The sequence below is a fragment of the Pseudarthrobacter sulfonivorans genome (assembly GCF_014712225.1).
GTDB lineage: Bacteria > Actinomycetota > Actinomycetes > Actinomycetales > Micrococcaceae > Arthrobacter > Arthrobacter sulfonivorans.
Map to the genome: position 1 here is coordinate 26,232 of NZ_JACXBW010000006.1, position 25,807 is coordinate 52,038.

A 25,807-nucleotide genomic window follows, 5' to 3' on the forward strand; every position below is an offset into this window, starting at 1 on the left:
GGCACCGGCGGTCGCTCACCTGCCAACTTCAGCGGCGGCTGAGCTATGCCGCCGTGCCACCACGGCCACTGTGGCGGCAGTCAGGACGGCTGCTCCGACCAGCGCGCCGGCCAGGTTCAGCCCCAGATAGCCCGCCCAGCTGAGGATGAGGCCGGATGTGGCCCCACCCACCGCCCCGGCGGCGCCCATCAGCATGTCGGACACTCCCTGGACCACCACGCGGGAATCCGGGCCGACGCTCTCAGCCAGCAGGGTGGAACCGGAAATGGTGGCGGCGGACCAGCCCATGCCCAGCAGCACAAGTCCCACGGCCACGGCGACGGTGGACGACTGGCCAAAGCCCGCGACGACGACAGCGATTACCAACGTGGCGAAGCCGATGATGATGGTCTCCGGCCGGCCTGCCTTGTCGGTCAGCCAGCCCATGACCGGCGAGAGAGCAAACATGCCGGCGATGTGCAGGGAGATGGTGAAGCCGATGATCACCAGCACGTCCCCGGAGGCGGCATGACCGGCGTGGGATGCGGCGGGTCCGGCCACGAGTTCCTGCAGATGCAGTGGGGTCATCGACATCACGCCCACCATCACCATGTGGGCGCCGACGACGGCGGCCAATGCCAGGAGTGCCTGCCTTGACTGGCGAACGGCCCGCAGCCCGCGCACCAGTGAGCCGCTCGTCCCGCTGCGCGGCGCGGCGCCTTCCTGATTCGCGGAGCGATGGCTGGATTCCCGGCCGGCGGGTTCCTGCCCGGCGGGGTCCCCGCTGGCCAATTCCCGGGCGGCGAATTCCCGGGCGGCGAGTTCGCGGGCGAACAGCAGCGGATCGGGCCTGAGGCCGGCGGACAGCAGCACGATGGCCAGGAGGAGTCCGGCCGCTGAGATCACGAAAGGGCCGGCGACGGGCGGCAGGCCAAGAGCAAGCCCCACCACGGTGCCGGGCTGGATCAGGTTTGGGCCCGCTACGGCGCCCACCGTCACTGCCCACACGACGGCGGACAGCGCCCTGCCCCGGTGTTCCCCATCTGCGAGGTCCACGGCAGCAAACCGGGCCTGCAGGCTGGCCGCTGTCCCGACGCCGATGCCCACCGCACCCAGCACCAGCAGGACGAAAACGCCGGAGACGATGGCCCACACGATCAGCACTGTGCCCGCGAAGGCCGCGGAGAGTCCCCAGACCTGGCCTATCCGTCGGCCACGGCGGTCCGCCAGGGAAGCCAACGGCAGCGCGGCCAGGGCGGCCCCCAGGGTCATGACAGTGGCCACTGCCCCCGCCCATACGCTGGATCCCGAGAGCTCCACGGCCAAGATTGAACCAATGGACACGGTTGCGCCGGTTCCGATGCCGCCGAACACCTGGGCCGCACTGAGGAGCACCACGGTGCGCCGCTGCACCTGGCGCACTCCCCTTTCCGTCATGAGAATGCGGGCCATGGTCCGAGCATAGTCCTCGCCGGTCTGGTCCTACAGGGGAATTAACGCCGGCAGTCCCGGCCGCTGGGCGACCGGGACTGCCGTGACACAGGGGGGTGGACGGAAGGCCTACCCGGCGTCGCTGAGGCTCTTCCTGGCGTCTTCCTCGAGGCGGGAGTCCACAGGGGCTGTCACGGCCTTGGAGCTCATGAGGCTGGCGATGACGGCAACGATGATGGTGCCGACAATAACGGCCAGGGAGACAAAGGTGGGGATCTCCGGAGCCCATTCGATGTGGTTGCCGCCATTGATGAACGGCAGTTCGTTCACGTGCATCGCGTGCAGTACCAGTTTCACACCGATAAACGCCAGGATGAAGGAGAGTGCATGCTTCAGGTAGATGAGGCGGTTCATCAGGCCGCCGAGCAGGAAGTACAGCTGGCGCAGGCCCATCAGGGCGAACAGGTTCGCAGTGAACACGATGAACGGGCTCTGTGTGAGGCCGAAGATCGCGGGAATCGAGTCAACAGCGAAGAGGAGGTCGGTCAGGCCGATGGTGATGAACACGACCAGCATGGGGGTGAAGACCTTCTTGCCGTTCACAGTGGTGCGCAGTTTGCCTTCGTCGAACTTCTCCGACATGGGGATGATTTTGCGGATCCGGGCGATGAGCGGGTTTTCCTTGTCCTCTTCGTCCTCGCCCTCATCCTGGGCCTGCTTCCATGCGGTCCAGAGCAGGAACGCGCCAAAGATGTAGAAGACCCAGCTGAACTGCTCGATCACGATGGCGCCGAGGAGGATGAAGATGCCGCGCAGGATCAGGGCGATGATGATCCCCACCATCAGGACTTCCTGCTGGTATTTCCGGGGTACGGAGAACCGGGCCATGATGATGATGAAGACAAACAGGTTATCGATGCTGAGGCTGTATTCGGTGACCCAGCCTGCCACGAACTGGCCACCGAATTCGGGGCCGGTGAAGGCGAACATGGCGCCGGCGAACACCAGGGCCAGGCTGACGTAGAAGGCCACCCACAGGCCGGCTTCCTTCATGGACGGTTCATGGGGGCGGCGGACAACGAGCAGAAGGTCCAGGAGAATGATCAGGCCGAGGACGACAAAGGAGCCGACCTCAAACCATACGGGTAAATCGAGCACAGGTAGCCTTTCGCAGGGCACAGAGAAATGGTGTAAGTCTCTCCGGCCGGCCTGTGCACTTGGTGCTGAATTGGCGACCCGCTACGCCCGGCGAGGCAACTGTGCCTGGCGTGTTGACGATCGTAGCGCTTGGGATACTCCCCTACGTGACGTTAACTGTACCGCAGCTACGCGTGGCCGGCCGCCTGCATCTGGCGGAGTTCCTTCTTCAGTTCACTGACTTCATCGCGGATCCTCGCGGCAACCTCGAACTGGAGTTCGGCGGCGGCGCCGTGCATTTGTTCAGTCAGCTGCTCGATCAGGCCAACGAGGTCCTCGGCCGGGGCCGCGGCCAGGCCGTCCTTGCGGACCTGCGCTGCGCCCTTCGCCGCGGACTTCCCACGCTTGGCGCCCTTGGCCAGCCGGTTGTTGTTCAGCAGTTCCTGGGTATCGGCGTCTTCCTTGGCCAGCTGGTCCGTAATGTCGGCGATCTTTTTCCGCAGCGGCTGCGGATCGATGCCGCGTTCCGTGTTGTAGGCCACCTGGATGGCGCGGCGCCGGTTGGTCTCGTCGATGGCCTTGGCCATGGAGTCGGTGATCCGGTCCGCATACATGTGGACCTGTCCGGAGACGTTGCGGGCGGCACGGCCGATGGTCTGGATCAGCGACGTGGCGGAGCGCAGGAAGCCTTCCTTGTCCGCATCCAGGATGCTCACGAGGGAAACCTCAGGCAGGTCCAGGCCTTCACGGAGCAGGTTGATGCCCACCAGGACGTCGAAGACACCCATCCGGAGTTCCCGGAGCAGCTCCACGCGCCGCAGGGTGTCCACGTCGGAGTGCAGGTATTCCACCTTGATGCCGTGGCCCACGAGATAGTCGGTCAGGTCCTCCGCCATCCGCTTGGTGAGGGTGGTGACGAGGACGCGTTCGTTCTTCGCCGTCCGGGTCTTGATCTCACCGAGGAGGTCATCGATCTGGCCCTTGGTGGGTTTGACCACCACCTCGGGGTCGATCAGACCGGTGGGCCGGATGATCTGCTGCACGAAGCCGTCGGCCTTGCCGAGCTCGTACTTGCCCGGCGTGGCTGACAGGTAGACGGTCTGGCCTACGCGTTCGAGGAATTCATCCCATTTGAGGGGACGGTTATCCATGGCGGACGGCAGCCGGAAGCCAAAGTCCACGAGGTTCCGTTTGCGGGACATGTCCCCTTCGTACATGGCGCCGATCTGCGGCACCGTGACATGGGATTCGTCGATGACCAGCAGGAAGTCGTCCGGGAAGTAGTCCAGGAGGCAGTGCGGAGCGGTTCCGCGGGCCCGCCCGTCGATGTGCGACGAGTAGTTTTCGATGCCGTTGCAGAAGCCCATCTGCTGCATCATTTCAAGGTCATAGGTGGTGCGCATGCGGAGCCGCTGGGCCTCCACGAGCTTGTTTTGGCTTTCCAGTACCTGGAGCCGTTCGGCGAGTTCGTCCTCGATGCGCTTGATGGCGCGGGCCATCCGCTCGGGCCCGGCCACATAGTGCGAGGCCGGGAAGACGTACATTTCCTCTTCGTCCCGGATCACTTCGCCGGTCAGCGGGTGGAGGGTATGGATGTTTTCTATCTCATCCCCGAAGAATTCGATCCGGATGGCGAGTTCCTCGTACATCGGAATGATTTCCACGGTGTCGCCGCGGACCCGGAACGTGCCGCGATGGAAGTCCATGTCGTTGCGCGCGTACTGCATGGACACGAATTTCCGGAGCAGGTCGTCGCGGTTCATCTCGGCACCCTTGCGGAGCGTGACCATTCCTGCGATGTACTCTTCCGGCGTGCCCAGGCCGTAGATGCAGGACACGGTGGCAACCACGATGACGTCGCGCCGGGTCAGCAGGGCATTGGTGGCGGAGTGCCGGAGCCGTTCGACTTCCTCGTTGATGGAGGAGTCCTTCTCGATGAAGGTGTCCGTCTGCGCTACATAGGCCTCGGGCTGGTAGTAGTCGTAGTAGGAGACGAAGTACTCGACGGCGTTGTTGGGCAGCAGTTCCCGGAATTCGTTGGCGAGCTGCGCCGCGAGGGTCTTGTTCTGCACCATCACCAGGGTGGGCCGCTGGACCTGTTCGATGAGCCAGGCTGTGGTGGCGCTCTTGCCGGTACCGGTGGCACCGAGCAGGACAACATCCTTTTCGCCGTTCCTGATGCGCTCCGTCAGTTCGGTGATGGCCGCGGGCTGGTCACCGGCAGGCTGGAATTCACTGATGACCTCAAACGGGGCCACGAAACGGTTGATCTCCTGCGCAAGGCTCATGCATCTAATCTACAACCGGGGACCGACAGCCAGGCCGGGATCCGTTACAGGCGAACAATGCGGTTCAGGGGCGGGGACGTTCAGAGACGTACGACGGCGGCTGCCAGCCTGTGTGTGCAGCCCACGCATCCATGCGCGGCCAGGCCACCTCCGTGAACCACGGCTCCTTCGCCTCGGCGTAGGCATGGGTGCCTTTGGTGGCGGCAAACTGTTCGGTCAGCGCGCGTTTATGCTCCGCATACAACGCGGCGGCTTCGGGGTCGCTCCTGAGCCAGTCGCGGAACAGCAGCGCGTAGCGCCAACCGGACGATCCGGCCGGCCTGACGTGCACGTTCACGGCACGGCAGGGGTCCGCGTTGGCGTGGAATCGTTTCTCCCAGTCCGCCCGGTCCGGCGCGAGCGGCTTCGGGGCGTCGAAATTGGCCCCCTGCACGGCCGGGAACCCGCCAGCCGACAGCAGCGGCGCTATCCTGTCCGCGACGTCGAGGCCTGCCACCGTGACCTGGAGATCGATCACGTCCTTGGCTGCCAGGCCCGTCACCGCGGTGGAGCCAATATGGTCTACGGACAGAATGTCATCGGGTGCTGCGGCCATGATCCGGCCGCCGAGCCGCGCAGCCTGGGCCGCCCAATCCGACTGCGGCGCTGACAAGACGGCTGAGCCTGCCCTGGCCGCCCTGACACCGCGCCGGACGTTGTCCGCGAACGGCACCAGCCGTTCGGCCCAGAGCCTGTCCACGTGCGCCAGCAACGCGTCCACGGAGCCCGAATTGTCCAGAACCACGTCCGCGGCGGCCAGCCGGTCGGCACGCGGGGCCTGTGCCGCCATGCGTGCCAAAGCCTCCTCCCTGGTCATCCCCCGGTGGTTGAGCATGCGGGAAACCCGGACGTCATCAGGCGCGTCGACCACCAGCACCAGATGGAAGTTCGGGCCCTGCCCCGTCTCCACCAGCAGCGGGATGTCCTGGACCACAACGGCGCCGCCCGGAGCCGTGGCAATGATGCCGGCCGCTGCCTCGCGGACCAGCGGATGGACGATGCCATTGAGCACAGCCAGCTGAGCGGGGCTGCCGAAGACCACGGCACCCAGCCTGGCCCGATCAAGCCTGCCGACGCCGTCGAGCATGTCCGCCCCGAAAGCCTCAACCACCCGGGCCAGTCCGGGCGTACCGGGCTCAACCACATCCCGGGCAAGGGCGTCAGCATCCACCAGCACAGCACCCAGCGCCGCCAGGCGCGAGGCCACCACTGACTTCCCTGAGGCGATGCCGCCCGTCAAACCGATCTTCAGCACGCCATCAGCCTACCCAACTGCCCGTTGCGTGCCTGCGCCCACACGATGGGCGGTGGCACCTAGACTTGGGCGGTGCAAGAGCAAGAGAGCCGGGCGACCTCCTACACCACCCTTGCGGCAGGACCTGGCTTCCGGCACGAGATCGAAATCAAGCGTTCCAGATTCATTACTGTGCTGCGCCGCGCCGACAACGAGGATGCCGCCAGGGAGCTCGTGGCAGGGTTGCGGCGCGAATTCCACGATGCGCGCCACCATTGCTCGGCCTTTGTCCTGGGCCCGGACCGCGGCCTCCAGCGGTCCAATGACGACGGCGAACCGTCCGGCACGGCGGGGATCCCCATGCTGGACGCCATCCTCAAGCGGGAAACCACACCGGGAGTGGCGGACCTCAGCGACATCAGCGCCGTCGTCGTGCGCTATTTCGGCGGCATCCTGCTGGGGGCCGGCGGACTGGTCCGCGCCTATTCAGAGTCGGTGTCCACGGCCATCGAACGCGCCCCGCTTGTCCGGCGCCGCAGGCTCCGGATCTGCACGGCTTCAGTTCCACACTCGGCCGCGGGCCGGCTTGAGAATGACCTGCGGGCTGCGAAATTCGTCATGGCGGAAACCAGTTACGGCGCCCTGGACACTGTCCTGCGCGTGGCCGTCACCGATGAGCCCGAGGAAATTGCCGCGGCCTCTGAGCGTGTGCTGTCCCTTACCGCGGGGACGGCGGAACTTCTGCCCGGCGGGACGGAGTGGATCGATGTCCCACTCCCCTGACGTGCGCTTGGTGGACGTGGATGAAACGGTGCTGGATCAACTCCTGGAACTGGCTAAACGCGATGCCTCCCCGGACGAGGTGGCTCCCCCGTTGGGCGGCCCGGGCTGGAACCTCGAGCGCACCGCCTGGTTCTTCAGCTACCACCGCGCTGCCTCTCATGGCCTGAACGGGGAGGCCGGAGAAAAGACGTGGGGAATCATGGCCGGCGGGATCCTCGCTGGCTCCATCCGCCTCCGCCGCATGGAACCAGGCAGGGGCGAACCCAACGGCGCGGACGCTGTTGCCGAGACAGGCATCTGGCTCGGCAGGAGCTTCCGGTCCCGGGGCATTGGAAGCGCTGCGCTTCGCCTGGTCCTGTCCGAGGCCAGGGCGGCCGGCATCGCCCGGGTGACCGCCCGCACCTTGATCGGAAACCTGGGCGCCCAGCGCCTCCTCGCAGGTGCGGGCGCCGTCCTGACGCACGACGACGGCGGCGCGGTGACCGCCGCCGTCGTAGTCCCAACTGACTCGCAGTAAACGCACCCAAACGCGCGTTTGAGTGCGTTAAGTGCCAGTCAGCTGGCCACTTAAACACAGCAGGCCCCCGCCTAAGGCGGGGGCCTGTGTGGTCAGCCCGGCAAACCCGGGCTGGTGGCAATTAGTTGCCGGTCAGCTTCTCACGCAGAGCGGCGAGAGCCTCGTCGGATGCAAGCGTGCCTGCACCGGCGTTGGACTCTGCAGCCGGCTCCGAGGAGTAGCTGGTGGTGCCGGAATCGCTGTCACCGGACGTTGCAGCTGCAGCGTCATCGGCAGCGTGCTGGGCAACCTGCTTCTTGTGTGCTTCCCACTTGGTCTGGGCGTCAGCGTACTGCTGCTCCCAGGCGGCGCGCTGGTTCTCGTAGCCTTCAAGCCACTCGTTGGACTCCGGGTCGAAGCCCTCCGGGTACTTGTAGTTACCCTCTTCGTCGTACTCAGCGGCCATGCCGTAGAGTGCCGGATCGAATTCGGTGCTGTCGGCGTCGACGCCCTCGTTGGCCTGCTTGAGGGACAGCGAGATGCGGCGGCGTTCCAGGTCGATGTCGATGACCTTGACGAACAGCTCGTCGCCAACGGAGACAACCTGCTCGGCCAGCTCCACGTGGCGGACAGCCAGCTCGGAGATGTGCACGAGGCCTTCGATGCCGTCTTCGACGCGAACGAACGCACCGAACGGAACCAGCTTGGTGACCTTACCCGGAACAACCTGCCCGAGGGCGTGGGTGCGGGCGAAGGTCTGCCACGGATCTTCCTGCGTAGCCTTGAGCGACAGGGAGACGCGCTCGCGGTCCAGGTCCACCTCGAGAACCTCGACGGTGACTTCCTGGCCAACTTCGACAACCTCGGACGGGTGGTCGATGTGCTTCCAGGACAGCTCGGAAACGTGAACGAGGCCGTCTACGCCGCCCAGGTCCACGAAGGCACCGAAGTTGACGATGGAGGAAACGACGCCGGGACGGACCTGGCCCTTTTCCAGCTTGTTGAGGAACGTGGAGCGAACCTCGGACTGGGTCTGCTCGAGCCAGGCACGGCGGGAGAGGACCACGTTGTTGCGGTTCTTGTCCAGCTCGATGATCTTGGCTTCGATCTGCTGGCCGATGTACGGAGCCAGGTCGCGCACACGGCGCATCTCGACGAGGGATGCGGGCAGGAAGCCGCGCAGACCGATGTCGAGGATAAGACCACCCTTGACAACCTCGATGACGGTACCGGTGACAACACCGTCTTCTTCCTTGACCTTCTCGATGTCGCCCCAGGCGCGCTCGTACTGAGCACGCTTCTTGGAGAGGATCAGGCGGCCTTCTTTGTCTTCCTTGGTGAGCACCAGGGCTTCGACCTGATCGCCAACGGAGACGACGTCTCCGGGATCAACGTCGTGCTTGATGGACAGCTCGCGGGAGGGGATGACACCTTCGGTCTTGTAACCGATGTCGAGCAGAACTTCATCGCGGTCGACCTTGACGACGGTACCCTCGACGAGGTCTCCGTCGTTGAAGTACTTAATCGTGGCGTCGACTGCTGCGAGGAAGTCCTCAGCGGTACCGATGTCGTTAATCGCGACTACGGGGGTACCGGGCTTCTCGGTGGAGGTGATGGTCATGTAGTAGGGGCTCCGTTGTGGATAGTTAGTTGTTCAGGCCGACCGCTGCATCCGCGTCATGGAACGCAGGCGCAGTTCGCGGCGGATCACGGAGATCCGCCGGGTCATCCTGATTTTGTGGATTCTAGAAACGTGCACGTAGTGCGCACCCACTTATTCTAGTCGCAGCGGCCAACACGGGTCAAAGTCAGGGCAGGTCATAATGGCAGGACCCTACCCAGTTTTGCAAACGTTGCTCCCTGGTCCAGGAGTCTGGGCAGGGCCTGGGCCAGCCCGGCGGCGGTGCCGCTGCCTGGCTTGTTGAAGTGGGCGATCACAATATCGCCGTTCCGGGCCTTGCCGACCTCGGCCGCCACGGTGGCCGGTGCAAAGGTGGCACCGCCGTCACCATTGATGGTGAAATTTACCGGCAAGACGCCCAGACGGCGCGTAATGGCGGCGGCGACGTCGTCGTAATACGCCGTTCCGGGCCGGAAGAACCCCGGAACGTGGCCGGTGATGTCCTGGAGGGCAGCCTGGTTGCCCATCACCTCGTCATAGACCTGGCCTACGTCCGATGTTCCTGCGATGCCGTAGGCAGATTTCCCGGTGACGGACAGCGGACGGTGCAGGAATCCGTGGTTTGCGAGTTCAAAAAGGGGGTCGCGGGCCAACTCCGCCGTCAGGGCCGGGTTTGCCTGGATCCACCGTTCGTTGAGGAACAGGGTGGCGGGAACATTGAGCTTCCGCAAGGTCGTCAGCAGTTGCTGATCGCATCCGGTGCCGCCCGGCCCGCCGCAGGCATCCAGTGTCAGCGCTATGTCCCGGGCCGCGGACCTGCCCACGGTGCCAGTGACCTGCAGCCCCCACTCGCGGGGTGTGCGGGCACCGAATTCAGCCATGATCTGCTGTTTCGTCGGTGGCGTAGGCCGGTGGGGCTCAACCTCAGGGGCTTCCGCCGGTGCCGTGCGCGAGGGAGCGGGAGCCGCCGGGTCCACCAGGATCGATGCCGCCGGTGTTGGGAGCACTTCCTCCTGGGCCGCGCCGGCGGTGGCCATGCACCCCGAGAGCGCGACCGACGCCAAACCGGCCATTCCGAGCAACAAGGACCGGCGTCCGGCCATGGCCGGCGCGTGGATATCCCCCACAGGTATTCCTTCGACGACGCAGGGGCCCCTAGAAATGGGTCAGGCAGTGGGCGGCGCGTTCGACCGCGAACAATCCCCTGGCCTGGAGCGACGCGCCCTGCTTGTGTTCGCGGATCAGCCCAGCCGCCGTCAGCGTAACCGGACAGACCGCACCCAAGTAAATTGATGACAGCGCGGAGACGTCCAGTGTCAGGTCCGGCTCCGCGTCAACGCGTCCGACGGCGGCCTCACCGCCGCTGACTGCGAGGGCGAAGGTTCCTGCCGTCAGGCCCAGGGGGTCAAGGACTTCCAGCACCAGCCGGCCGTCCACGGGATAGCGCCGCGCTTCCAGCGCCTCGGCCACGTCCAGGATGCGCAGCCAAAGCATGTCCCGGCTGTCTGAGGAGTCGATGCAGCGGGGATCGGCCAATGCCCAGGTCAGGGGGTCATCCAGCGGAGCTTCCTCCCAGGTGATCCGTTCGACCAGATCGATGGCGGCCAGGAACTGCCAGAGCTCCAAATAAGCCCCGTGGGTGGCCGCCACCAGGTCCACGACGTGCATTGTGGGGGGTTCCGTTTCCCAGCCCAGGAATTTGTAGGACACGTAGCCGTCCACGGCGCCGTCCGGGCCGTAGTGCAGGGCCACCTTGACGGCGGGATCTTCCTTTCCGTCGCGGGCAAGGGAGCCCGAGGCCATCTGGCGGTACCACTCCTGGCGGCCGATCGACCCTGGCGTCAGCCGGTGCACGCGGTTGAAAACTCTTGGGGCGACGTCAAGAAGTACTTTTGGCTCGGCAACGTCCACCCTGCCGACCGCCTGGTGGTTGAGGCGGAACCGGGCTGTGGTGTCTACTTTGACGGTGCGTTCGAAGCTGGCCACCCCGTAACCGAAGCGGCCGTAGATGGATCCTTCGGAGGCTGTCAGGGCGGCCATCGCCAGGCCGTCGCCCTTGGCCAGTGCCAGGTCCTCGGACATCATGCGGCGCAGCAGGCCGCGGCGCCGATGTGACGTCCGCACCGTCACGGCGGTGACCATCTGGGTTTCCAGCATCCTGCCGAAGCCGATGTTGAGAGTTTTGCGCAAGGTGCCGAAGGTGGCCACAGGCACGTCCGCGGGCAGGGAACCAGGCGCGACGTCCTGCGTTTGATAGGCCCCGGTCAGTATCCGCCGGTCTGCGCGGTAGGTGGCCAGGGACTTGGCTACATGTTCCGGTGTCCGCGTGGATTCATGGAAGCCGAACGAGACAGCCCCGGCCCACTTTTCCGCTTCCGGAAAGCCGGGCTCCCCCTTGACTGCCGCGGGGAAACGCCGGATTTCATAGTCATCACTCAGTTCAGGCACAACGCCGAGCCTAACCAATGAATCCGGCGCCTGGCCAGCAGCAACACGCCGACCTCCCCCGCTGCGCCCCGCCCTCCCGGTGCTAGTGGCCGGCGTCGTACCAGCTGGGTCCGACGCCGATCTGGACGTCCAGCGGGACACTGAGGTCAGCTGCGGATCCCATCTGTGCGGTGACGAGCTTCTCCACCGCTTCCCGTTCCCCGGGCGCGACTTCAAGCACCAGTTCGTCGTGGACCTGCAGGAGCATCCGCGATTTAAGGCCCTGGGCGGCCAGTTCAGCCTGCACTCCCAGCATGGCGCGTTTGATGATGTCTGCGGCCGAGCCCTGGATGGGTGAGTTCAGGGCGATGCGCTCGGCGTTTTCGCGCAGCTGACGGTCCGTGCTGGTGAGGTCCGGGAGGTAGCGGCGCCGGCCTTCGATGGTGGCTGTGTAGCCGTCAATACGGGCCTGGTCCACAACACCGCGAAGGTAGTCACGCACGGCGCCGAACCGGTCGAAGTAGTCCTTCATGAGCGTGCGGGCCTCGTCCACGGAAATTTCCAGCTGCTTGGACAGCCCGAAGGAGGTCAAACCGTAGGCGAGCCCGTAGGACATGGCCTTGACCTTGGAGCGCATGGCACTGGTGACCTGGTCCGTGGGCACGTGGAAGATGTTGGAGCCCACAAAACGGTGCAGGTCTTCGCCGTCCCTGTACGCCTGGATCAGGCCGGCATCCCCGGACAGGTGTGCCATGATGCGCATTTCGATCTGCGAGTAATCCGCGGACAGAAGGCATTCATAGCCATCGCTGACCACGAAGATGCCACGGACACGCCGGCCTTCCTCACTGCGGATGGGGATGTTTTGCAGGTTGGGGTTATTGGAGGAGATCCGGCCCGTCGCCGCGACATTCTGCGCGTAGGTGGTGTGGATCCGGCCGTCTTCCGTCACGGACTTCTTGAGCGACTCCAGCATCTGGCGCAGCTTCGAGGATTCCCGGTGCGCCATCAGCTGGACCAGGAATTCATGTCCGGTCTTTTCCAGCAGGTTTTTCAGCGAGGCCGCATCGGTGGTGTATCCGGATTTGATTTTCTTGGTTTTGGGCAGCTGGAGTTCGTCGAAGAGGACCGTCTGCAGCTGCTTGGGCGATCCGAGGTTGACCTCGTGGCCGATGGCAGCGAAGGCCAACTCCTGGGCGTTGTCGATGACCTTGGCCAGATCAGCGAGCTGCTCGTCCATGCGCTGCATGTCGACGGCGATTCCGGCGGTCTCCATGTCGGCAAGAACGCGACTGACGGGCAGCTCGAGCGTGGTGAGCAGGTCGCCCGCCTTCCGCTCGATCAGTTCCGATTCGAAATGCCGGCTGAGGGCCTGCACCACTGCCGCTACCTGCACCAGGGCGTCCGCGGCTGCGGCGTCGTCCCCGTCGAACGCCAGCTCAAGCTGGCCCGCCTTGGACGTCTCGGCCGAGATGCTGACGTTGAGGTAGTGCTGGGCCAGTTCGGCCAGCTCATAAGTCCGGCGGTCAGGCTGGATGAGATATCCGGATATGGAGGTGTCATCCACCACGCCTTCCAGGCCAAGGCCACGGCTGGACAGGGCTTTCAGGGCCGCCTTGTAGCCGTGCATGACCTTTGGCGAGGCAGGATTCCGCAGCCAGCCCGCGAGGACGTTTTCGGCTTCAGCGTCTTGGGCCGCCAAGTCGATGTAAACACCGGCGTGGTCACGGACAATGGCGATGGCTGCGGCGTCCTCGCCGATCCTGCCCGGCACGAGGTCGACGGCGACTGCCGAGCGTTTCCCGTCTCCGGCGGCCAGGAACGCCCCCAGTTCCGCCGCGTCGGAGGGCGTCACATACTCCGGGATGTCCACACTTTCCCGTTCGGCCGGTTCCAGATCCTCGCTGGCGTAGAGGGCGAACAACCGGGCACGAATGGTCTTGAACTCGAGCTCGTCGAACAACTGCTCGAGCGCGGCCTCGTCCGGCCGCGGGTCCGCGAGGTCCTCCAGCGTCACGGGAAGCTCAAGGTCCGTGTGCAGCCTGTTGAGGCGCCGGTTGCGCTTGACGTCCTCGACGTTCTCGCGGAGGGCGTCGCCTACCTTGCCGCCGATCGCGTCCAGGTGTTCAAGGACGCCTTCGAGGCCGCCGTAGAGGTTGATCCACTTTGCCGCGGTCTTGGGCCCGACGCCGGGAACGCCGGGGAGGTTATCGGACGTTTCCCCGACGAGCGCCGCGAGGTCCGAGTACTGCGGCGGGGTCACGAAGTACTTTTCCTGGATGGCCGCCGCGTCCATGCGCGGGATGTCGCTGACGCCCTTCCGCGGGTAGAGCACAAAGACGTTCTCGGTGATGAGCTGGAAGGCGTCACGGTCGCCTGAAACGAGGAGCACCTCGAAGCCGGCCTTTTCACCCATGGTGGCAAGGGTCGCCAGGATGTCGTCAGCTTCGTAGCCGGGCATCTTGATGGTGGTGATGCCCCAGGCCTGCATGACCTTGTCAATCAGGTCGATCTGGCCGCTCATCTCGCGCGGCGTTTCGTTGCGGCCGCCCTTGTAGTCGCTGTATTCGGCTTTGCGGTGGGTGGTGTCATCCGAGACATCGAAAGCGACGGCGACGTGGGTGGGCTTTTGTTCCTTGATCAGGTTGATCAGCATGGACGTGAAGCCGTGGATCGCGTTGGTGTGCTGGCCGTTGGCGGTGGAGAATTTGTCCGCCGGCAGGGCGAAGAAAGCACGGAAGGCCATCGAGTGCCCATCCAGCACCAGCAGGCGTGGCTGGTCTGTCAGGGGGATGACGGGAGCTTCGGTGGCGGAAACCCGGCCCCCGGCCGACGGCGGGACGCTGATGCCCTGCAAGGCAGCGTCTGCGTCAAGCACAGCGGTTTCAGACGGGAAAGGGGCCGGTTTGGTAGTTTCACTCACAGGTGCCAGCCTAGTTCCCATGATGGACAATTTCACGCCCGGCCCCTTCACTGAGGAATTAGTCACAGCGGGCGTCCCGGAGCACCTCCATGACTGGCTTGGCCCGTTCGGCATCGGCGCCCTGGTGGTCAAGATGGGGATCCACTTCCTGGAGATGAGCCCGGAACGGACCGTGGCCACCATGCCGGTGGACGGCAACACGCAGGTGGCCGGCATCCTGCACGGCGGCGCCCACGTGGTCCTCGCTGAAACCCTGGGTTCCTTCTCCGCCGGGATGCACGCGGGAGCGGGGCGGCATGCCCTGGGCATCGAAGTCAGCGCCACCCACCACCGCGCCGTTGCGGCAGGCACCGTGACAGGCACCTGCACCGCCATCCATCTGGGCCGGACGCTGACAACGCATGAGATTGTGATGACCGACGAACAGGGCCGGCGCCTCTCGACGGCCCGCATCACCAACATGCTGCGGGACAACCCGCCTTCAGACGGCTGACTCCTCCCGGGAACCAAAACTGTAGCGGAGCTCCACAATCCCCCGGCCCAAGGTGCGGGACGCCGTCAACTGGAGCGGCGGCGTCGGGCCTTCCACAGGCAGCAGGCGCTTGCCGTCACCCAGCACCACGGGGATGACGGACAGGATGATGTCATCGAGGCGCCCGGCGGCGGCGAACTGCGCGGCGAGGTTGCCGCCGCCCACCACCCAGACGTTCTTCGTGCCGGCGTCGGCGATGAAGTCTGCGATGAATTCCTGCACCGGGCCGCGGACGAACGTCACGTCCGAACCCGGCGGGGCCGCGAATTCATGGTGGGTGAAGATGTAGCAGGGCGTGGTGGGGTAGGGCCAGTTGCCGGGCTCATGCTCCATCAGCCACGCGAACGTCTCGCCGCCCATCACGATGCAGCCGACGTCGTCCATAAAGGACGCGTAGCTTTCCTTGCCGCCCTCGAAACCGTCAAACTCAAGCAGCCAGGCGAGATCGTCCTTGGCTGTGGCGATGAAGCCGTCGAGGGAGGCCGCGACAAAATACTGGATCCTGGACATGGACCCAGCGTAGCCGTGCCGGTGGTGCCTTGCTACGGGAGTCCTAGGCGCTGAAGTACGGGATGATCAGGTACAGCCCGAACAGCACGGCCAGGCCACAGAGGCCAAAGCAGATGTTGGCAAAGGCGCGCTTGCTGCGGGGCGAGGCCTGCCGGGCGTCCCCGGCAATGGCCGTCAGCCGGACACCCAGCGAATACAGGACCACCACGGTCACTGCAGCCACGAGGGTGGCGCCGCCCACGGTGAGGAGTTCCAACCACTTCATCGCTGAGTATCCTTCTGCTCATCGGCCGTGTCCGTGGCCTCTGCCTTAGGCTCTGTCTTAGCCTTTGCCTTTGCGCGTGCACGGGCCAGGGCTTTCTTCCTGGCGAACCGGACGGCCTGCCCTGCCTCCTCGACCTCCACTGCGTTGTGGTGGCTCACATGGGACTTGCGGGAATAGACGAACATAAACAACACGGCTGCTGTGCCTGCGACGGCGGCGATCACCAGGCCCACCACCCCGGTCTTCACGAGCAGCGCCGTCAGCGCACCCACGATGCCGGCGGCCGGCAGGGTGAGCAGCCAGCCGAGGGCGATCTTGCCCACCATGTTCCACCGCACTGTTGTGCCCCTGCGGCCCATGCCGGACCCGATGACTGAACCCGAGGCCACCTGCGTGGTGGAGAGGGCGAAGCCCAGGTGTGAGGATGCCAGGATGGCGGAGGCGGTGCTGGTCTCGGCCGCGAAGCCCTGGGCGGGCTTGACCTCGGTGAGGCCTGAGCCCATGGTGCGGATGATGCGCCAGCCGCCGGCGTAGGTGCCAATGGCGATCGCCAGGGCGCAGGCTGCGATGACCCATAGCTGCGGGCCGGAGCCCGGGGCCTGCGTGCCGGCGGAAATCAGCACCAGGGTGATGATGCCCATGGTCTTCTGGGCGTCGTTGGTGCCGTGGGCCAGGGCCACGAGGCTGGACGTGAAGATCTGGCCGGTGCGGAAACCACCGCGCTTCTGGGTGAGCTTGCTGCCGGTTTCGGGGTCGTGGCGGGACGTCAGTGCGTAGGCGAGCCTGGTGCAGATATAAGCCACAATCCCGGCAATCAGCGGGGCGAAGACGGCCGGCAGGATGACCTTCTGAAGGAGGGTCTCCAGGTTCACGGAATGGAAGCCGATTCCTGCAATGGCTGCGCCGATCAGGCCGCCGAATAGCGCGTGGGAGGAACTCGACGGCAGGCCTTTCAGCCAGGTGATCATGTTCCACAGGATGGCACCCATCAGGCCGGCAAAGATGATGTCCGGGGTGATGAGGACGCCGTCGGAACCTTCCCGGATAATGCCGCCGGAGACCGTCTTGGCCACTTCCGTAGACAGGAAAGCACCCACCAGGTTCAGGATCGCGGCCAGAGTCACGGCGGTCTTCGGTTTAATGGCACCGGTGGCGATGGGCGTGGCCATCGCGTTGGCGGTGTCATGGAAGCCGTTCGTGAAGTCGAAAAATAGTGCCAGTGCGATGACCAGCGCCACCATTAAGGTGATATCCACCTGTTGCCCAATCTGCAGAGTCGACGTTCAGCAGTTCCTTAACCCCCGCCTGCCCTGCACAGCATATTTCACCTGAAGTTCACGTGGAGTGAGGTGCGGTGTTAAACAGGACCGGTTTGAAACCCTACCGATCGTACGCGCCTGCGGCATCACGTCAAAACACGGGCTCCGCGACGAAGGCGCTGATGGCGTTCAACTCGGCGGGCGAAATTCCGCGGCGCGGATCGGGCGAGATGGCAAGGATGCGCGCCCCCAGGATGCCCGCCCAGGCCTGGGCCTCCTGCTCATACCGCAGCTGGTCATCAATCCACACGATCCCATTCGGGGTGGTGGCCGCAACATCCTCCTGAAGGGCGGCAAGTTTCCACCAGCCCTCCCCCGCGCCGGAGCCCTCGGCTGCCAGCCAGGGCCACCGGCCGCCGGCCAGGCCGATAGCCGGGCAGAGGTACCGCGGAGCCATGTCCTCCCAGCTGGTCAACCAGACGCAGCGCAGGCCCGGAAGCCGGGCAAGGCCGTTCAGTCCGGCCACCAGCTCCCCGGCGTACGCTACTTCGAGCATGCCGGCGTTCGCGACACTCCAGGCGGAACCCCACGGAGTGGTGCCGGTCGCGCCAAACGGGCACACCACGCCGTCGACGTCCAAATACAAGGTGACATTCAGCAAGGGGACTCCCCTTCATAAAGACCCCTTACCGGCCGTTCAAGGCCAGCCGTCAGATTCCTGACGCGGCCCTTAAATGCAGGAGGGGCTGCACGCATCAATGGTCGCATTGCGTGCAGCCCCTTCTCAAGGACTCATGACCCGCCGGGCCGGCCTGTCCGGCTGGCCGGAGCCCGGCCCAGCTCGTCCAGCTCAGCTCAGCTCAGCTCAGCGGGAGCGTCTCAGCTCAGGCAGAAGCCGTGGCCGGCTGGGCAGCCTCGCGGCGCTCCGGAGTGCCGGGCTGGTCCTGGCCGTACAGCCAGTCGTTGTACTGGAAATCCCCGTCCTTGCGGCTCTTGAACAGCAGGTTGCGCAGCGTCCGGGCCAGGCCGGAGACGTGCCAGGACTCGCCCCAGACGCGCGCGGTCCGCTGCACCCGGGCGGTGCGGCCGGCACGGATGCCGTTGAATTCCTTGATGGCCGTGTCCCAGGCCTCGGGGTTGACGCCGTCGGCGGTAAAGACCGTTCCGTTGGTGGCGTCCTGCAGCACGGCAGCGTCTTCGAGGGCCTGGCAGGCGCCCTGGGCGAGGTACTGAAGCATCGGGTGAGCGGCATCGCCCATCAGGACCATACGGCCGGCTACCCAGTTCTCGATCGGGTCGCGGTCGTACATGGGCCAGCGGATGCCTGTGGCCAGGTTCTTGAGGGCTTCCTGAACGGCCGGAACACAGTCCTTGTAGGCTGCCTCCAGTTCGTCCACTCCGCCGTACTGCTCGACGCCGGCCTCGAAGGACGGGGACTTGAAGACGGCCACGGTGTTCAGCAGTTCGCCCTTGCGCAGCGGGTACTGCACCAGGTGGCAGTCCGGTCCGAGGTAGACGATGACATCTTCAAGGTCGGCCTTGGGGGTGTTGTCGGTGATCGGCACGGTGCCGCGGTAGGCGACGTAGGCCGAGGAGACGGGCTCGTCGTTGGCCACGAGCGGGCGCAGGGTTGACCGGAGACCGTCGGCGCCGATCACCACGTCAGCTTCGTAGTCAACGCCTGCGGAGGTGTGCGCGACGCCGCGGCCGTTCACGGTTTCAACGCTTTCGACCATGACGTCGTTGATGAGCTTGACGCCCGCAGCCTCGCAGCCCTCGAGCAGGACACGGTGGAGGTCGCTGCGGTGGATAACGACGTAGGGGGCGCCGTAGCGCTCCGCGAATTCGCCGCCGAGGGTCTGGCGGGTGAGTTCCTCGCCGGTGACTGCATCGCGGAACACCAGGTGCTTGGGCTGGACACCGATCTCAAGGGCCTTTTCCAAGAGCCCCCAGCGCTGGAGAACGCGGGAAGCGTTGGGGGCCATCTGGAGCCCCGCGCCCACCTCACCGAATTCAGGCGCCCGCTCCACCAGGGTCACCTCGGCGCCGTTTTCACGCAGCGCGAGGGCGCCGGCCAGCCCGGCCATTCCTCCGCCGATGACCAGGACATCAGTGGATGTGGCGTGCTCAGACATTGTTTGCTCCTTGAGATGTTGCGACTTTTGACTTGAGATTGATGCCGACGGCGGCCAGCAGGACCGCGGCGATGGCGGCTGCACCGGCGAAGGCCAGGAAGTTCGAATTGACGCCCAGCCCGGCAGCCAGCAGGAGGCCGCCGATCTGGGGAGCTGCGACGGCCCCGATACGGCCGGTGCCGAGTGCCCAGCCAAGCGCCGTTCCCCGGAGGTGTCCGGGATAGTGGCTGGCGACTGCGGCGATGATGAGGCACTGCGTGCCGTGGGTTCCGACGCCGGCGAGGACCAGCATGAGATACACGACGGCGACTGGCGGCCCGGTGACCAGGACCAGCAGCGCGACGGCGGCGACGCCGGCGGCGGCGATGGCGGTGGGTACGGGCCCGAACCGGGTTCCGGCCCAGGCGGTGATCACCGAACCGGCCACCGCACCCAGGTTCAGGGCCAGGGCGAAGGTCAGTGCGGAACCCAGGTTGTAGCCGGCAAGCTGCATGAGGTTCGGCAGCCAGGTGCCCAATCCGTACCAGGCAAACAAGGTGGCGATGGTTGCCACGGCGAACAGCAGGCTGATGCCCAGGTAGGGGGCGCGGAGCAGTGAGGAGAAGCCGGCCGGCTGCTGGTGTGCGTTGTCCTTGCCGGCCGCCTTGCGGGCAGCCTTCTCCGCTGCGCTGGCCGGGGCCAGGGTCTCCGGAAGGTATTTCAGCCCCAGCGGCACCACGATCAGCAGGGCGAGCACGGCCACAAGGAACATCGATTCCCAGCCGAAGGCGGGAATGAGCTGGATTCCCACGAGGGCGGCGATGGATCCGCCGATCGGGACACCGGACATCATCAAGGTGGCGATGATGGACCGCCATTTGGCCGGGACGAGTTCTGCAACCAACGCGTTGGCGGAAGGCACCAGGCCACCGAGACCGATGCCGGCAAGGAGCCGGAGGACGCCGAAGATGGCCGCACTGGGGGCGAACGCGCAGAGCACAGTGAAGACGGAGAAGACCACAGCGCAGCCGAGGATGGTGCGGCGGCGGCCCCATGAGTCGGCCATGCGGCCGGCGAAGATCGCCCCGATCATCATGCCGACGAAGGCCATGGACCCGATGGTTCCGGCGGTGGCTTTGGTCAGGCCCCAGCCGGTCTCGGAGATCAGGGAGGACTGGACGGTGCCGTACACGATGAGGTCGTACCCATCGAAGACCACCAGAAGCCAACAGACGAGGACGGCCGCGGCCGAACCTTTGGAGAACCGCGTGACAGGACCGTCGGCCGCAGGCAGGCCGGAGGCCCCCGGCGAAGGCCGTTGCGGCGCCGCAGCGGGAAGTGTGTGATTCATCCCACTACTGTCATGGCACCCAAAGGTGAACCACAATACAATTCTGATGTGCAGAACAACCCCACCGCGCGGTCAGCGTCCAGTCCAGCTGCCAGGTCAGCCCGGAAGCCCATGCAGAAGCGGCCCACGTACTCCATCGAGGCGGTCGACAATGCTTTGCTGCTGCTGCAGCTGCTGCGCGACGGCGGGAGCTTGCGCCTGAAGGACGCCGCCGCGGAGCTGGGCGTCGCGCCGTCCACTGCCCACCGCCTGCTGGCGATGCTGGTCTACAGGGGTTTTGCGATCCAGGATGAAACCCGCCGGTACGTTCCCGGTCCCGCCATGGGGGTTGGTCCGGCCGGGCTGAGCTGGACCCGGCTGCTCCGCTCGCTTGCCCAGCCGCACATGGAACTGCTCTCGTCCCGCCTCAACGAGACTGTCAACCTCATGGTGCGCGTGGGGACAAAGGTACGCTTCCTGGCCACAGTGGAGGGACACAATGTGTTGCGGATTGGCGACCGGCAGGGAACTGTGATGCCGGCCGACAAGACCTCTGGCGGCAAGGTCATGCTCGCGGAGCTTGAACCCCAGATGATCGAGCAGCTCTTCCGCAGCAACAACGCGGAGATCGGCGGCGACACCATTGCCGCCGAGGACTACCCGGCATTTCTGCGGGAGCTCGAGTCCATCCGCACCAACGGCTTTGCCGCCAATTTCGAAGGCACCGAGGAGGGTGTGAGCGCTTTGGGAATGGCCCTGCACAACCGGCACGGGCACGTGGTCGGTGCACTCAGCGTGGCCACTCCCGCCACGCGCTTCCGCAAGGTCTTCGACGCCGGCCTCGTCCCCGCACTGCGGGAAACCTGCCGGCAGCTTGAGATCGACATTGCCGCCAATCCGGCCGATCCGGACTGACCCGGGCGCAAACCTGAGGCACTAATTCTGACTGGCAGAATATGTTGGGGGTCACAAGGCCGCATCCGTAGAGTCTGACTACGCAGAAATAGTGTTTGACCTTAAAGGAGGCCGACGTGTCCATCAGCGCCGAGAACACGACCCATGAATCAGTGGCCGCGGGGCACACTGTCCCTGAGCCCACGCCGGAAGAGGCGGCGCAGCTCGAAAAGCTGTACAAGGATTTTGACCGGGAGAACCTGATCCCGCTGTGGACGCAGATCGCGGACCTGATGCCGATGGTCCCGTCCCCGAAGGCTGTGCCGCATGTCTGGCGGTGGAGTGATCTGTACCCGCTGGCCGCCCGCGCCGGTGACCTGGTTCCCGTGGGCCGCGGCGGGGAACGCCGCGCCATCGCCCTGGCCAACCCGGGCCTGGCCGGGACTGCTTACGCGACTCCGACGCTGTGGGCCGCGATTCAGTACCTCGGCGCCCGTGAGACCGCCCCGGAGCACCGCCACTCCCAGAACGCCTTCCGTTTCGTGGTCGAGGGTGAAGGCGTCTGGACGGTCGTTAACGGGGACCCGGTCCGGATGTCCCGCGGCGACTTCCTGCTGACCCCGGGATGGAACTTCCACGGCCACCATAACGACACCGACGAGCCGATGGCCTGGATCGACGGCCTGGACATTCCGTTCGTGCACTACGCCGACGCCGGGTTCTTCGAGTTCGGCACCGAGCGCGTCACCGACGAAGCGACCCCGGACATCTCCCGCTCCGAGCGGCTCTGGGCCCACCCCGGCCTGCGCCCCCTCTCCGGCCTGGACGACACCACCAGCTCGCCCATCGCGGCGTACCGGTGGGAACACACCGACCGTGCCCTTCGCGAGCAGCTTCTCCTCGAAGATGAGGGCCACCCGGCCACCGTCTCCCAGGGTCACGCGGCCGTCCGCTACACCAACCCGACCACCGGCGGGGACGTGATGCCCACCATCCGGGCGGAATTCCACCGTTTCCGGGCCGGCGCGTCCACCGAACCCCTGCATGAGGTCGGCTCCAGCGTGTGGCAGGTCTTCGAAGGCCGTGGCAGTGTGGTCCTCAACGGCGAAACCAGGACCCTGGAAAAGGGCGACCTCTTCGTTGTCCCGTCCTGGGCCTCCTGGTCACTGCAGGCCGAGACAGAGTTCGACCTGTTCCGCTTCAGTGACGCCCCCATCTTTGAACGGCTGAACTTTAACCGCACCTACACCGAAGGACGCAAGAACGCATGAAACTTCTCACCCTCCGTACCTCTGAAGGCACGAAGGCTGTCCGCCAGGACGGCGACACCCTCACCGAGATTGACGGGTTCTCCGACGTCGGAGCGCTCCTGAAGGAGGCTGCCTGGGAGTCCATCGCGCAGGCCGCTTCCGGTGCAACGCACCCCCTCGAAGGTGCCGACCTCGAAGCTGTTGTCCCGTTCCCGGGCAAGATCATCTGCGTAGGCCACAACTACCGCAACCACATCAAGGAAATGGGCCGGGAAGTTCCCGAGTACCCCACCCTGTTCGCCAAGTACCAGGAATCCCTGATCGGCCCGAACGATGACCTGGCCCTGCCGCAGGAATCGGACACCGTCGACTGGGAGTCCGAACTCGCCGTCGTCATCGGCAAGAAGGGCCGCCGCATTTCCGAAGCCGACGCCGCGGACCACATCGCCGGCTACGCCGTCCTGAACGACGTGAGCATGCGCGACTACCAGTTCCGCACCATCCAGTGGCTGCAGGGCAAGACCTGGGAGAAGTCCACCCCGTTCGGCCCCGCCCTGGTCACCAAGGACGAGTTCAGCGGCGGCCTCATGACCACCGCGGTCGACGGCGAAGTCCAGCAGCAGACGCCCACCAACGACGTCGTCTTCACGCCGGAGTTCCTGGTCTCCTACATCTCCACCATCATCACCCTGAACCCGGGCGACGTCATCGCAACCGGCACCCCCGGCGGGGTCGGCCACGCGCAGGACCCGAAGCGCTACCTGCAGGAAGGCCAGCTCCTGGTCACCACCATCGAGGGCCTGGGCCAGCTGAACAACCGCGTGGTCAAGGAATCCTGATGGTCGCACGCCACGACCAAACGTCGGACCCGCAGCTGCTCGAATCGCTGCTGCAGGCCCGGCGTGGGACCGCGTTCTTCGCGCGGAAGCTCAACGAGCTTTCCGACGCGGACCTCGACGGCCCGTCGTTGCTGCCGGGCTGGACCCGCCGCCACGTGACCGCGCACATCGGCTACAACGCGCGGGCCATTGCCCGGCTCATTGAGTGGGCCGCGACCGGGGTGGAAACCCCCATGTACGCGTCCACGGAGATCAGGGACCACGAAATCAATTTCGGGGCCACCCTCCCTCCGATCGCGTTGCGGCACCTCTTTGACCACTCAGCGGTGCACCTGAACGTCGAATGGCGCGACCTTCCTGCAGACGCCTGGCACCACAAGGTCAAAACCGCCCAAGGACGTATCGTCCCGGCCGAGGAAACAGTCTGGATGCGCACCCGCGAAGTCTGGACCCACGCCGTGGACCTGGACAACGGCGCAACCTTCGCCGACATCCCCGCCCCGGTGCTCGAACGTCTCCTGAAAGACATCACCGGAGCGTGGAAGACCCGCGGCACCGACACCGGACTGCTCGTCCGGGTCACTGACCGGCAGCCGGCGCTTGAATTCGGCAGCGCCGGTCCGGACGCTCCCCTGGTGGTCTCCGGCCCGCTGGCGGGAGTCACCCGGTGGGCCACCGGCAGGGGTACCGACGGCGTTACGGCCACCCAGGACGGAGCACCCCTGGACACCGTTCCAGCTGCTCCGAAATGGATCTAGGACCAAGCATTAACAAGTAAGGCTCCCTCAACCGAGGGGGCCTTCCTTGTTCATGCATGGTTAGGACGCGGGAGCCGCACCTGCGCCGTTGACGTTGACCAGCCAGGCGGTCCCGAACTTGTCAGTGCACATGCCAAAGACATCGCCCCAGGGCGCGGGCTCCAGCGGTACGGTCACGGTGCCGCCGTCGCCGGCCAGTTTGTCCCAGTAGCCGCGCAGTTCAGCTTCATCATCGCCGCTGAGCGAGACCGAAATGGTGCTGCCGGGCGAGTAGTCCATGCTGTTGGGAGTGTCAGCCCCCATCAGGACCAGGCCGCCGGTGGTGGTCAGCATGCCGTGCATGATTTTGTCTTTTTCGGCAGGATCTTCGCTTGCGTGGAATTCCCCGAACGTGCTGAGGGCCAGGTCGCCGCCGAAGACAGAGTGATAGAAGGTCATGGCCTCCCGGGCGTTGTCGCGGAAACCAAGGTAAGGATTGAGGGTCGTGGGCATGGCCGGTTCTCCTTGCAGACTGGACGAAAAGGGTGTTGGAACAGTCCCCATCCTGCCGCAATTCCAGTCGGGTTTACAGGGTGCTTTTCGCGCCGGAAGGGCTAATGCATATGGCGCCAGGACCGGTCGTGGGGGGCGCGATGCCATGACTGCCGCGGACCCTCCCACTCGCGGGCCACATCCGTGAGCCAGATGGTGCTGTCCGGGTCCCACCCCGCGATGACTGTCGCCGTGTCGGGACTGACCGGAAGCGCGCGCCCCGCTCCACTGAGGTAGCCGAGGACCGTCAAATGCACGGCGTCCCACTCTTCCGCCACACGTTCCCAATCGGGGATCACCCATCGCCCATCGCGGCCGGTCGTGCGGAACCAGTCATGGCGCCGGGACGCCGTGACGTCGAGCGGAAATTCACTGCACAGCGAGGTCCAGTCGGCCGGCGTGCGGATCTCCAGTGTCCGGCCCGCGCCGCGGACAGGAATCGTGGTTGCAACCTGCCAGCCGAGCGAGTCCTCCACGAGGTTCAGGGCCGCCGGGATGCGCCCTAGAGTTCGGACGGGGCCGGGCGGAACGGACCACCAGCCTCCGGACACGGGAGCGTACGGGTCGGTGGGGAGTTCGTGCGCCGCCCGTTCCTCCCCGTCGCGTTCCCGCCTCGCCCATTCGGCCAGAGCTGGCTGCGGAAACTTCAACGGGGCCGGGTCCTCCGCGGACCGCCAGTCGACGGCCCACTGTTCAACGCCCCGGGAGTCGCCCCACCATTGCAGGCCCTGGGTCCCGGGAACCCGGTCAGCCAGAGGCCGGAGGGCGGCGCGGACCAGCGGCAGCGCCACCAGAACATCTTCGCCATCGGGCGGCTGCCAGTACCTTGCGGCGTCCACCGCCCGCTCCAAGGCAGCCTGCACGCGCGAACCATCCAGGCCTGCAGGGTTCAGGTCCCCGAGGGCGACTGCCACCTCCTCAGGTGACGGTGCAGCCGGAGGAGGAGTGCCGGCGTCGTCCGAGGAAGCGGCGGTCAGCAGCACCCGGGAGGTTCCACGGCCGGAATCAAGATCGTATCCAAGCTGGAAGACCATCACCCTGATGTCCGGGTCCAGGTCCATCGCCAGCTCAAGGCACAGCCGCCGGCCCCGAGGTCCCTCCAGGAGCGATTCCCCATCAAGCGTCATGAGCCCATCCTCGCACCATTTGATGCACTAATCCGGTGCC

At 65.6% G+C, this 25,807-nt stretch carries 23 protein-coding genes; 7 read left to right on the forward strand and 16 right to left on the reverse strand.

Annotated elements, in window-relative coordinates; genetic code table 11:
• Positions 1-15: 15 nt before the first annotated feature.
• The 4 genes from IAQ70_RS09235 to coaE form a co-directional block, all read right to left on the reverse strand.
• A complete protein-coding gene (locus IAQ70_RS09235; RefSeq protein ID WP_190989022.1) occupies positions 16-1,431 on the reverse strand; it encodes an MFS transporter in 1,416 nt (471 codons plus the stop codon).
• Positions 1,432-1,539: 108 nt separating this feature from the next.
• Positions 1,540-2,568 carry a TerC family protein gene (locus IAQ70_RS09240; RefSeq protein ID WP_190989023.1) on the reverse strand — a complete coding sequence of 343 codons (1,029 nt, stop codon included), beginning with the start codon at positions 2,566-2,568 and terminating at the stop codon, positions 1,540-1,542.
• A gap of 167 nt (positions 2,569-2,735) precedes the next feature.
• A complete protein-coding gene (uvrB, locus tag IAQ70_RS09245; protein WP_190989024.1) occupies positions 2,736-4,835 on the reverse strand; it encodes an excinuclease ABC subunit UvrB in 2,100 nt (699 codons plus the stop codon).
• A gap of 64 nt (positions 4,836-4,899) precedes the next feature.
• Positions 4,900-6,129, reverse strand: coding sequence for a dephospho-CoA kinase (gene coaE, locus IAQ70_RS09250; protein WP_190989025.1), 1,230 nt, complete (start codon positions 6,127-6,129; stop codon positions 4,900-4,902).
• A 72-nt stretch (positions 6,130-6,201) separates the two neighbouring features.
• On the opposite strand from coaE, the gene IAQ70_RS09255 reads away from it, so the two are divergent.
• A complete protein-coding gene (locus IAQ70_RS09255; protein ID WP_190989026.1) occupies positions 6,202-6,891 on the forward strand; it encodes an IMPACT family protein in 690 nt (229 codons plus the stop codon).
• Positions 6,875-7,408 carry a GNAT family N-acetyltransferase gene (locus IAQ70_RS09260; protein ID WP_190989027.1) on the forward strand — a complete coding sequence of 178 codons (534 nt, stop codon included), beginning with the start codon at positions 6,875-6,877 and terminating at the stop codon, positions 7,406-7,408. The genes IAQ70_RS09255 and IAQ70_RS09260 overlap by 17 nt, the downstream gene beginning before the upstream one ends.
• A 121-nt stretch (positions 7,409-7,529) precedes the next feature.
• Here IAQ70_RS09260 and rpsA read toward each other — a convergent pair whose 3' ends face one another.
• The 4 genes from rpsA to polA all read right to left on the reverse strand — a co-directional run bounded on the left by rpsA (position 7,530) and on the right by polA (position 14,181).
• The gene (rpsA, locus tag IAQ70_RS09265) at positions 7,530-9,008 is read right to left on the reverse strand and encodes a 30S ribosomal protein S1 (protein ID WP_190989028.1); all 1,479 of its coding nucleotides are present in this window, start codon (positions 9,006-9,008) and stop codon (positions 7,530-7,532) included.
• A gap of 197 nt (positions 9,009-9,205) precedes the next feature.
• Positions 9,206-10,135 (reverse strand): polysaccharide deacetylase family protein, encoded by a 930-nt coding sequence (locus IAQ70_RS09270; protein WP_317983616.1) that lies wholly within the window; start codon positions 10,133-10,135, stop codon positions 9,206-9,208.
• Between the two features lie 28 nt (positions 10,136-10,163).
• On the reverse strand, positions 10,164-11,447 hold the full coding sequence (locus IAQ70_RS09275) for a GNAT family N-acetyltransferase (RefSeq protein ID WP_223859774.1): 1,284 nt from the start codon (positions 11,445-11,447) through the stop codon (positions 10,164-10,166).
• A gap of 91 nt (positions 11,448-11,538) precedes the next feature.
• Positions 11,539-14,181, reverse strand: coding sequence for a DNA polymerase I (gene polA, locus IAQ70_RS09280; protein ID WP_407682572.1), 2,643 nt, complete (start codon positions 14,179-14,181; stop codon positions 11,539-11,541).
• A gap of 196 nt (positions 14,182-14,377) precedes the next feature.
• On the opposite strand from polA, the gene IAQ70_RS09285 reads away from it, so the two are divergent.
• Positions 14,378-14,851 carry a hotdog fold thioesterase gene (locus IAQ70_RS09285; RefSeq protein ID WP_190989031.1) on the forward strand — a complete coding sequence of 158 codons (474 nt, stop codon included), beginning with the start codon at positions 14,378-14,380 and terminating at the stop codon, positions 14,849-14,851.
• On the opposite strand, the gene IAQ70_RS09290 is transcribed toward IAQ70_RS09285, so the two are convergent.
• The 6 genes from IAQ70_RS09290 to IAQ70_RS09315 all read right to left on the reverse strand — a co-directional run bounded on the left by IAQ70_RS09290 (position 14,840) and on the right by IAQ70_RS09315 (position 20,389).
• Positions 14,840-15,400 carry a dihydrofolate reductase family protein gene (locus IAQ70_RS09290; RefSeq protein ID WP_190989032.1) on the reverse strand — a complete coding sequence of 187 codons (561 nt, stop codon included), beginning with the start codon at positions 15,398-15,400 and terminating at the stop codon, positions 14,840-14,842. The genes IAQ70_RS09285 and IAQ70_RS09290 overlap by 12 nt on opposite strands.
• Before the next feature lie 43 nt (positions 15,401-15,443).
• Positions 15,444-15,665 carry a hypothetical protein gene (locus IAQ70_RS09295; protein ID WP_190989033.1) on the reverse strand — a complete coding sequence of 74 codons (222 nt, stop codon included), beginning with the start codon at positions 15,663-15,665 and terminating at the stop codon, positions 15,444-15,446.
• Positions 15,662-16,921, reverse strand: a complete 1,260-nt coding sequence (locus tag IAQ70_RS09300) for an inorganic phosphate transporter (protein WP_190989034.1) — start codon at positions 16,919-16,921, stop codon at positions 15,662-15,664. The genes IAQ70_RS09295 and IAQ70_RS09300 overlap by 4 nt, the downstream gene beginning before the upstream one ends.
• A gap of 154 nt (positions 16,922-17,075) precedes the next feature.
• Positions 17,076-17,585, reverse strand: coding sequence for an HAD domain-containing protein (locus IAQ70_RS09305; protein ID WP_317983617.1), 510 nt, complete (start codon positions 17,583-17,585; stop codon positions 17,076-17,078).
• Between the two features lie 223 nt (positions 17,586-17,808).
• Positions 17,809-19,059 carry an FAD-dependent oxidoreductase gene (locus tag IAQ70_RS09310; protein WP_190989035.1) on the reverse strand — a complete coding sequence of 417 codons (1,251 nt, stop codon included), beginning with the start codon at positions 19,057-19,059 and terminating at the stop codon, positions 17,809-17,811.
• Positions 19,052-20,389 (reverse strand): MFS transporter, encoded by a 1,338-nt coding sequence (locus IAQ70_RS09315; RefSeq protein WP_190989036.1) that lies wholly within the window; start codon positions 20,387-20,389, stop codon positions 19,052-19,054. The genes IAQ70_RS09310 and IAQ70_RS09315 overlap by 8 nt, the downstream gene beginning before the upstream one ends.
• Before the next feature lie 111 nt (positions 20,390-20,500).
• On the opposite strand from IAQ70_RS09315, the gene IAQ70_RS09320 reads away from it, so the two are divergent.
• The 4 genes from IAQ70_RS09320 to IAQ70_RS09335 all read left to right on the forward strand — a co-directional run bounded on the left by IAQ70_RS09320 (position 20,501) and on the right by IAQ70_RS09335 (position 24,109).
• Complete coding sequence (locus IAQ70_RS09320) at positions 20,501-21,283, forward strand: IclR family transcriptional regulator (RefSeq protein WP_190989037.1); 783 nt, start codon at positions 20,501-20,503, stop codon at positions 21,281-21,283.
• Between the two features lie 116 nt (positions 21,284-21,399).
• Positions 21,400-22,533, forward strand: a complete 1,134-nt coding sequence (locus IAQ70_RS09325; protein ID WP_190989038.1) for a cupin domain-containing protein — start codon at positions 21,400-21,402, stop codon at positions 22,531-22,533.
• Positions 22,530-23,351 carry a fumarylacetoacetate hydrolase family protein gene (locus IAQ70_RS09330; RefSeq protein WP_190989039.1) on the forward strand — a complete coding sequence of 274 codons (822 nt, stop codon included), beginning with the start codon at positions 22,530-22,532 and terminating at the stop codon, positions 23,349-23,351. The genes IAQ70_RS09325 and IAQ70_RS09330 overlap by 4 nt, the downstream gene beginning before the upstream one ends.
• Positions 23,351-24,109: a maleylpyruvate isomerase family mycothiol-dependent enzyme gene (locus IAQ70_RS09335; RefSeq protein WP_190989040.1), complete on the forward strand. Its 759-nt coding sequence runs from the start codon at positions 23,351-23,353 to the stop codon at positions 24,107-24,109. The genes IAQ70_RS09330 and IAQ70_RS09335 overlap by 1 nt, the downstream gene beginning before the upstream one ends.
• 60 nt (positions 24,110-24,169) lie before the next feature.
• Here IAQ70_RS09335 and IAQ70_RS09340 read toward each other — a convergent pair whose 3' ends face one another.
• Together IAQ70_RS09340 and IAQ70_RS09345 are read right to left on the reverse strand one after the other, a co-directional pair.
• On the reverse strand, positions 24,170-24,601 hold the full coding sequence (locus IAQ70_RS09340) for a VOC family protein (protein ID WP_190989041.1): 432 nt from the start codon (positions 24,599-24,601) through the stop codon (positions 24,170-24,172).
• Positions 24,602-24,702: 101 nt separating this feature from the next.
• A complete protein-coding gene (locus tag IAQ70_RS09345) occupies positions 24,703-25,767 on the reverse strand; it encodes a hypothetical protein (RefSeq protein WP_190989042.1) in 1,065 nt (354 codons plus the stop codon).
• Positions 25,768-25,807: the final 40 nt, after the last annotated feature.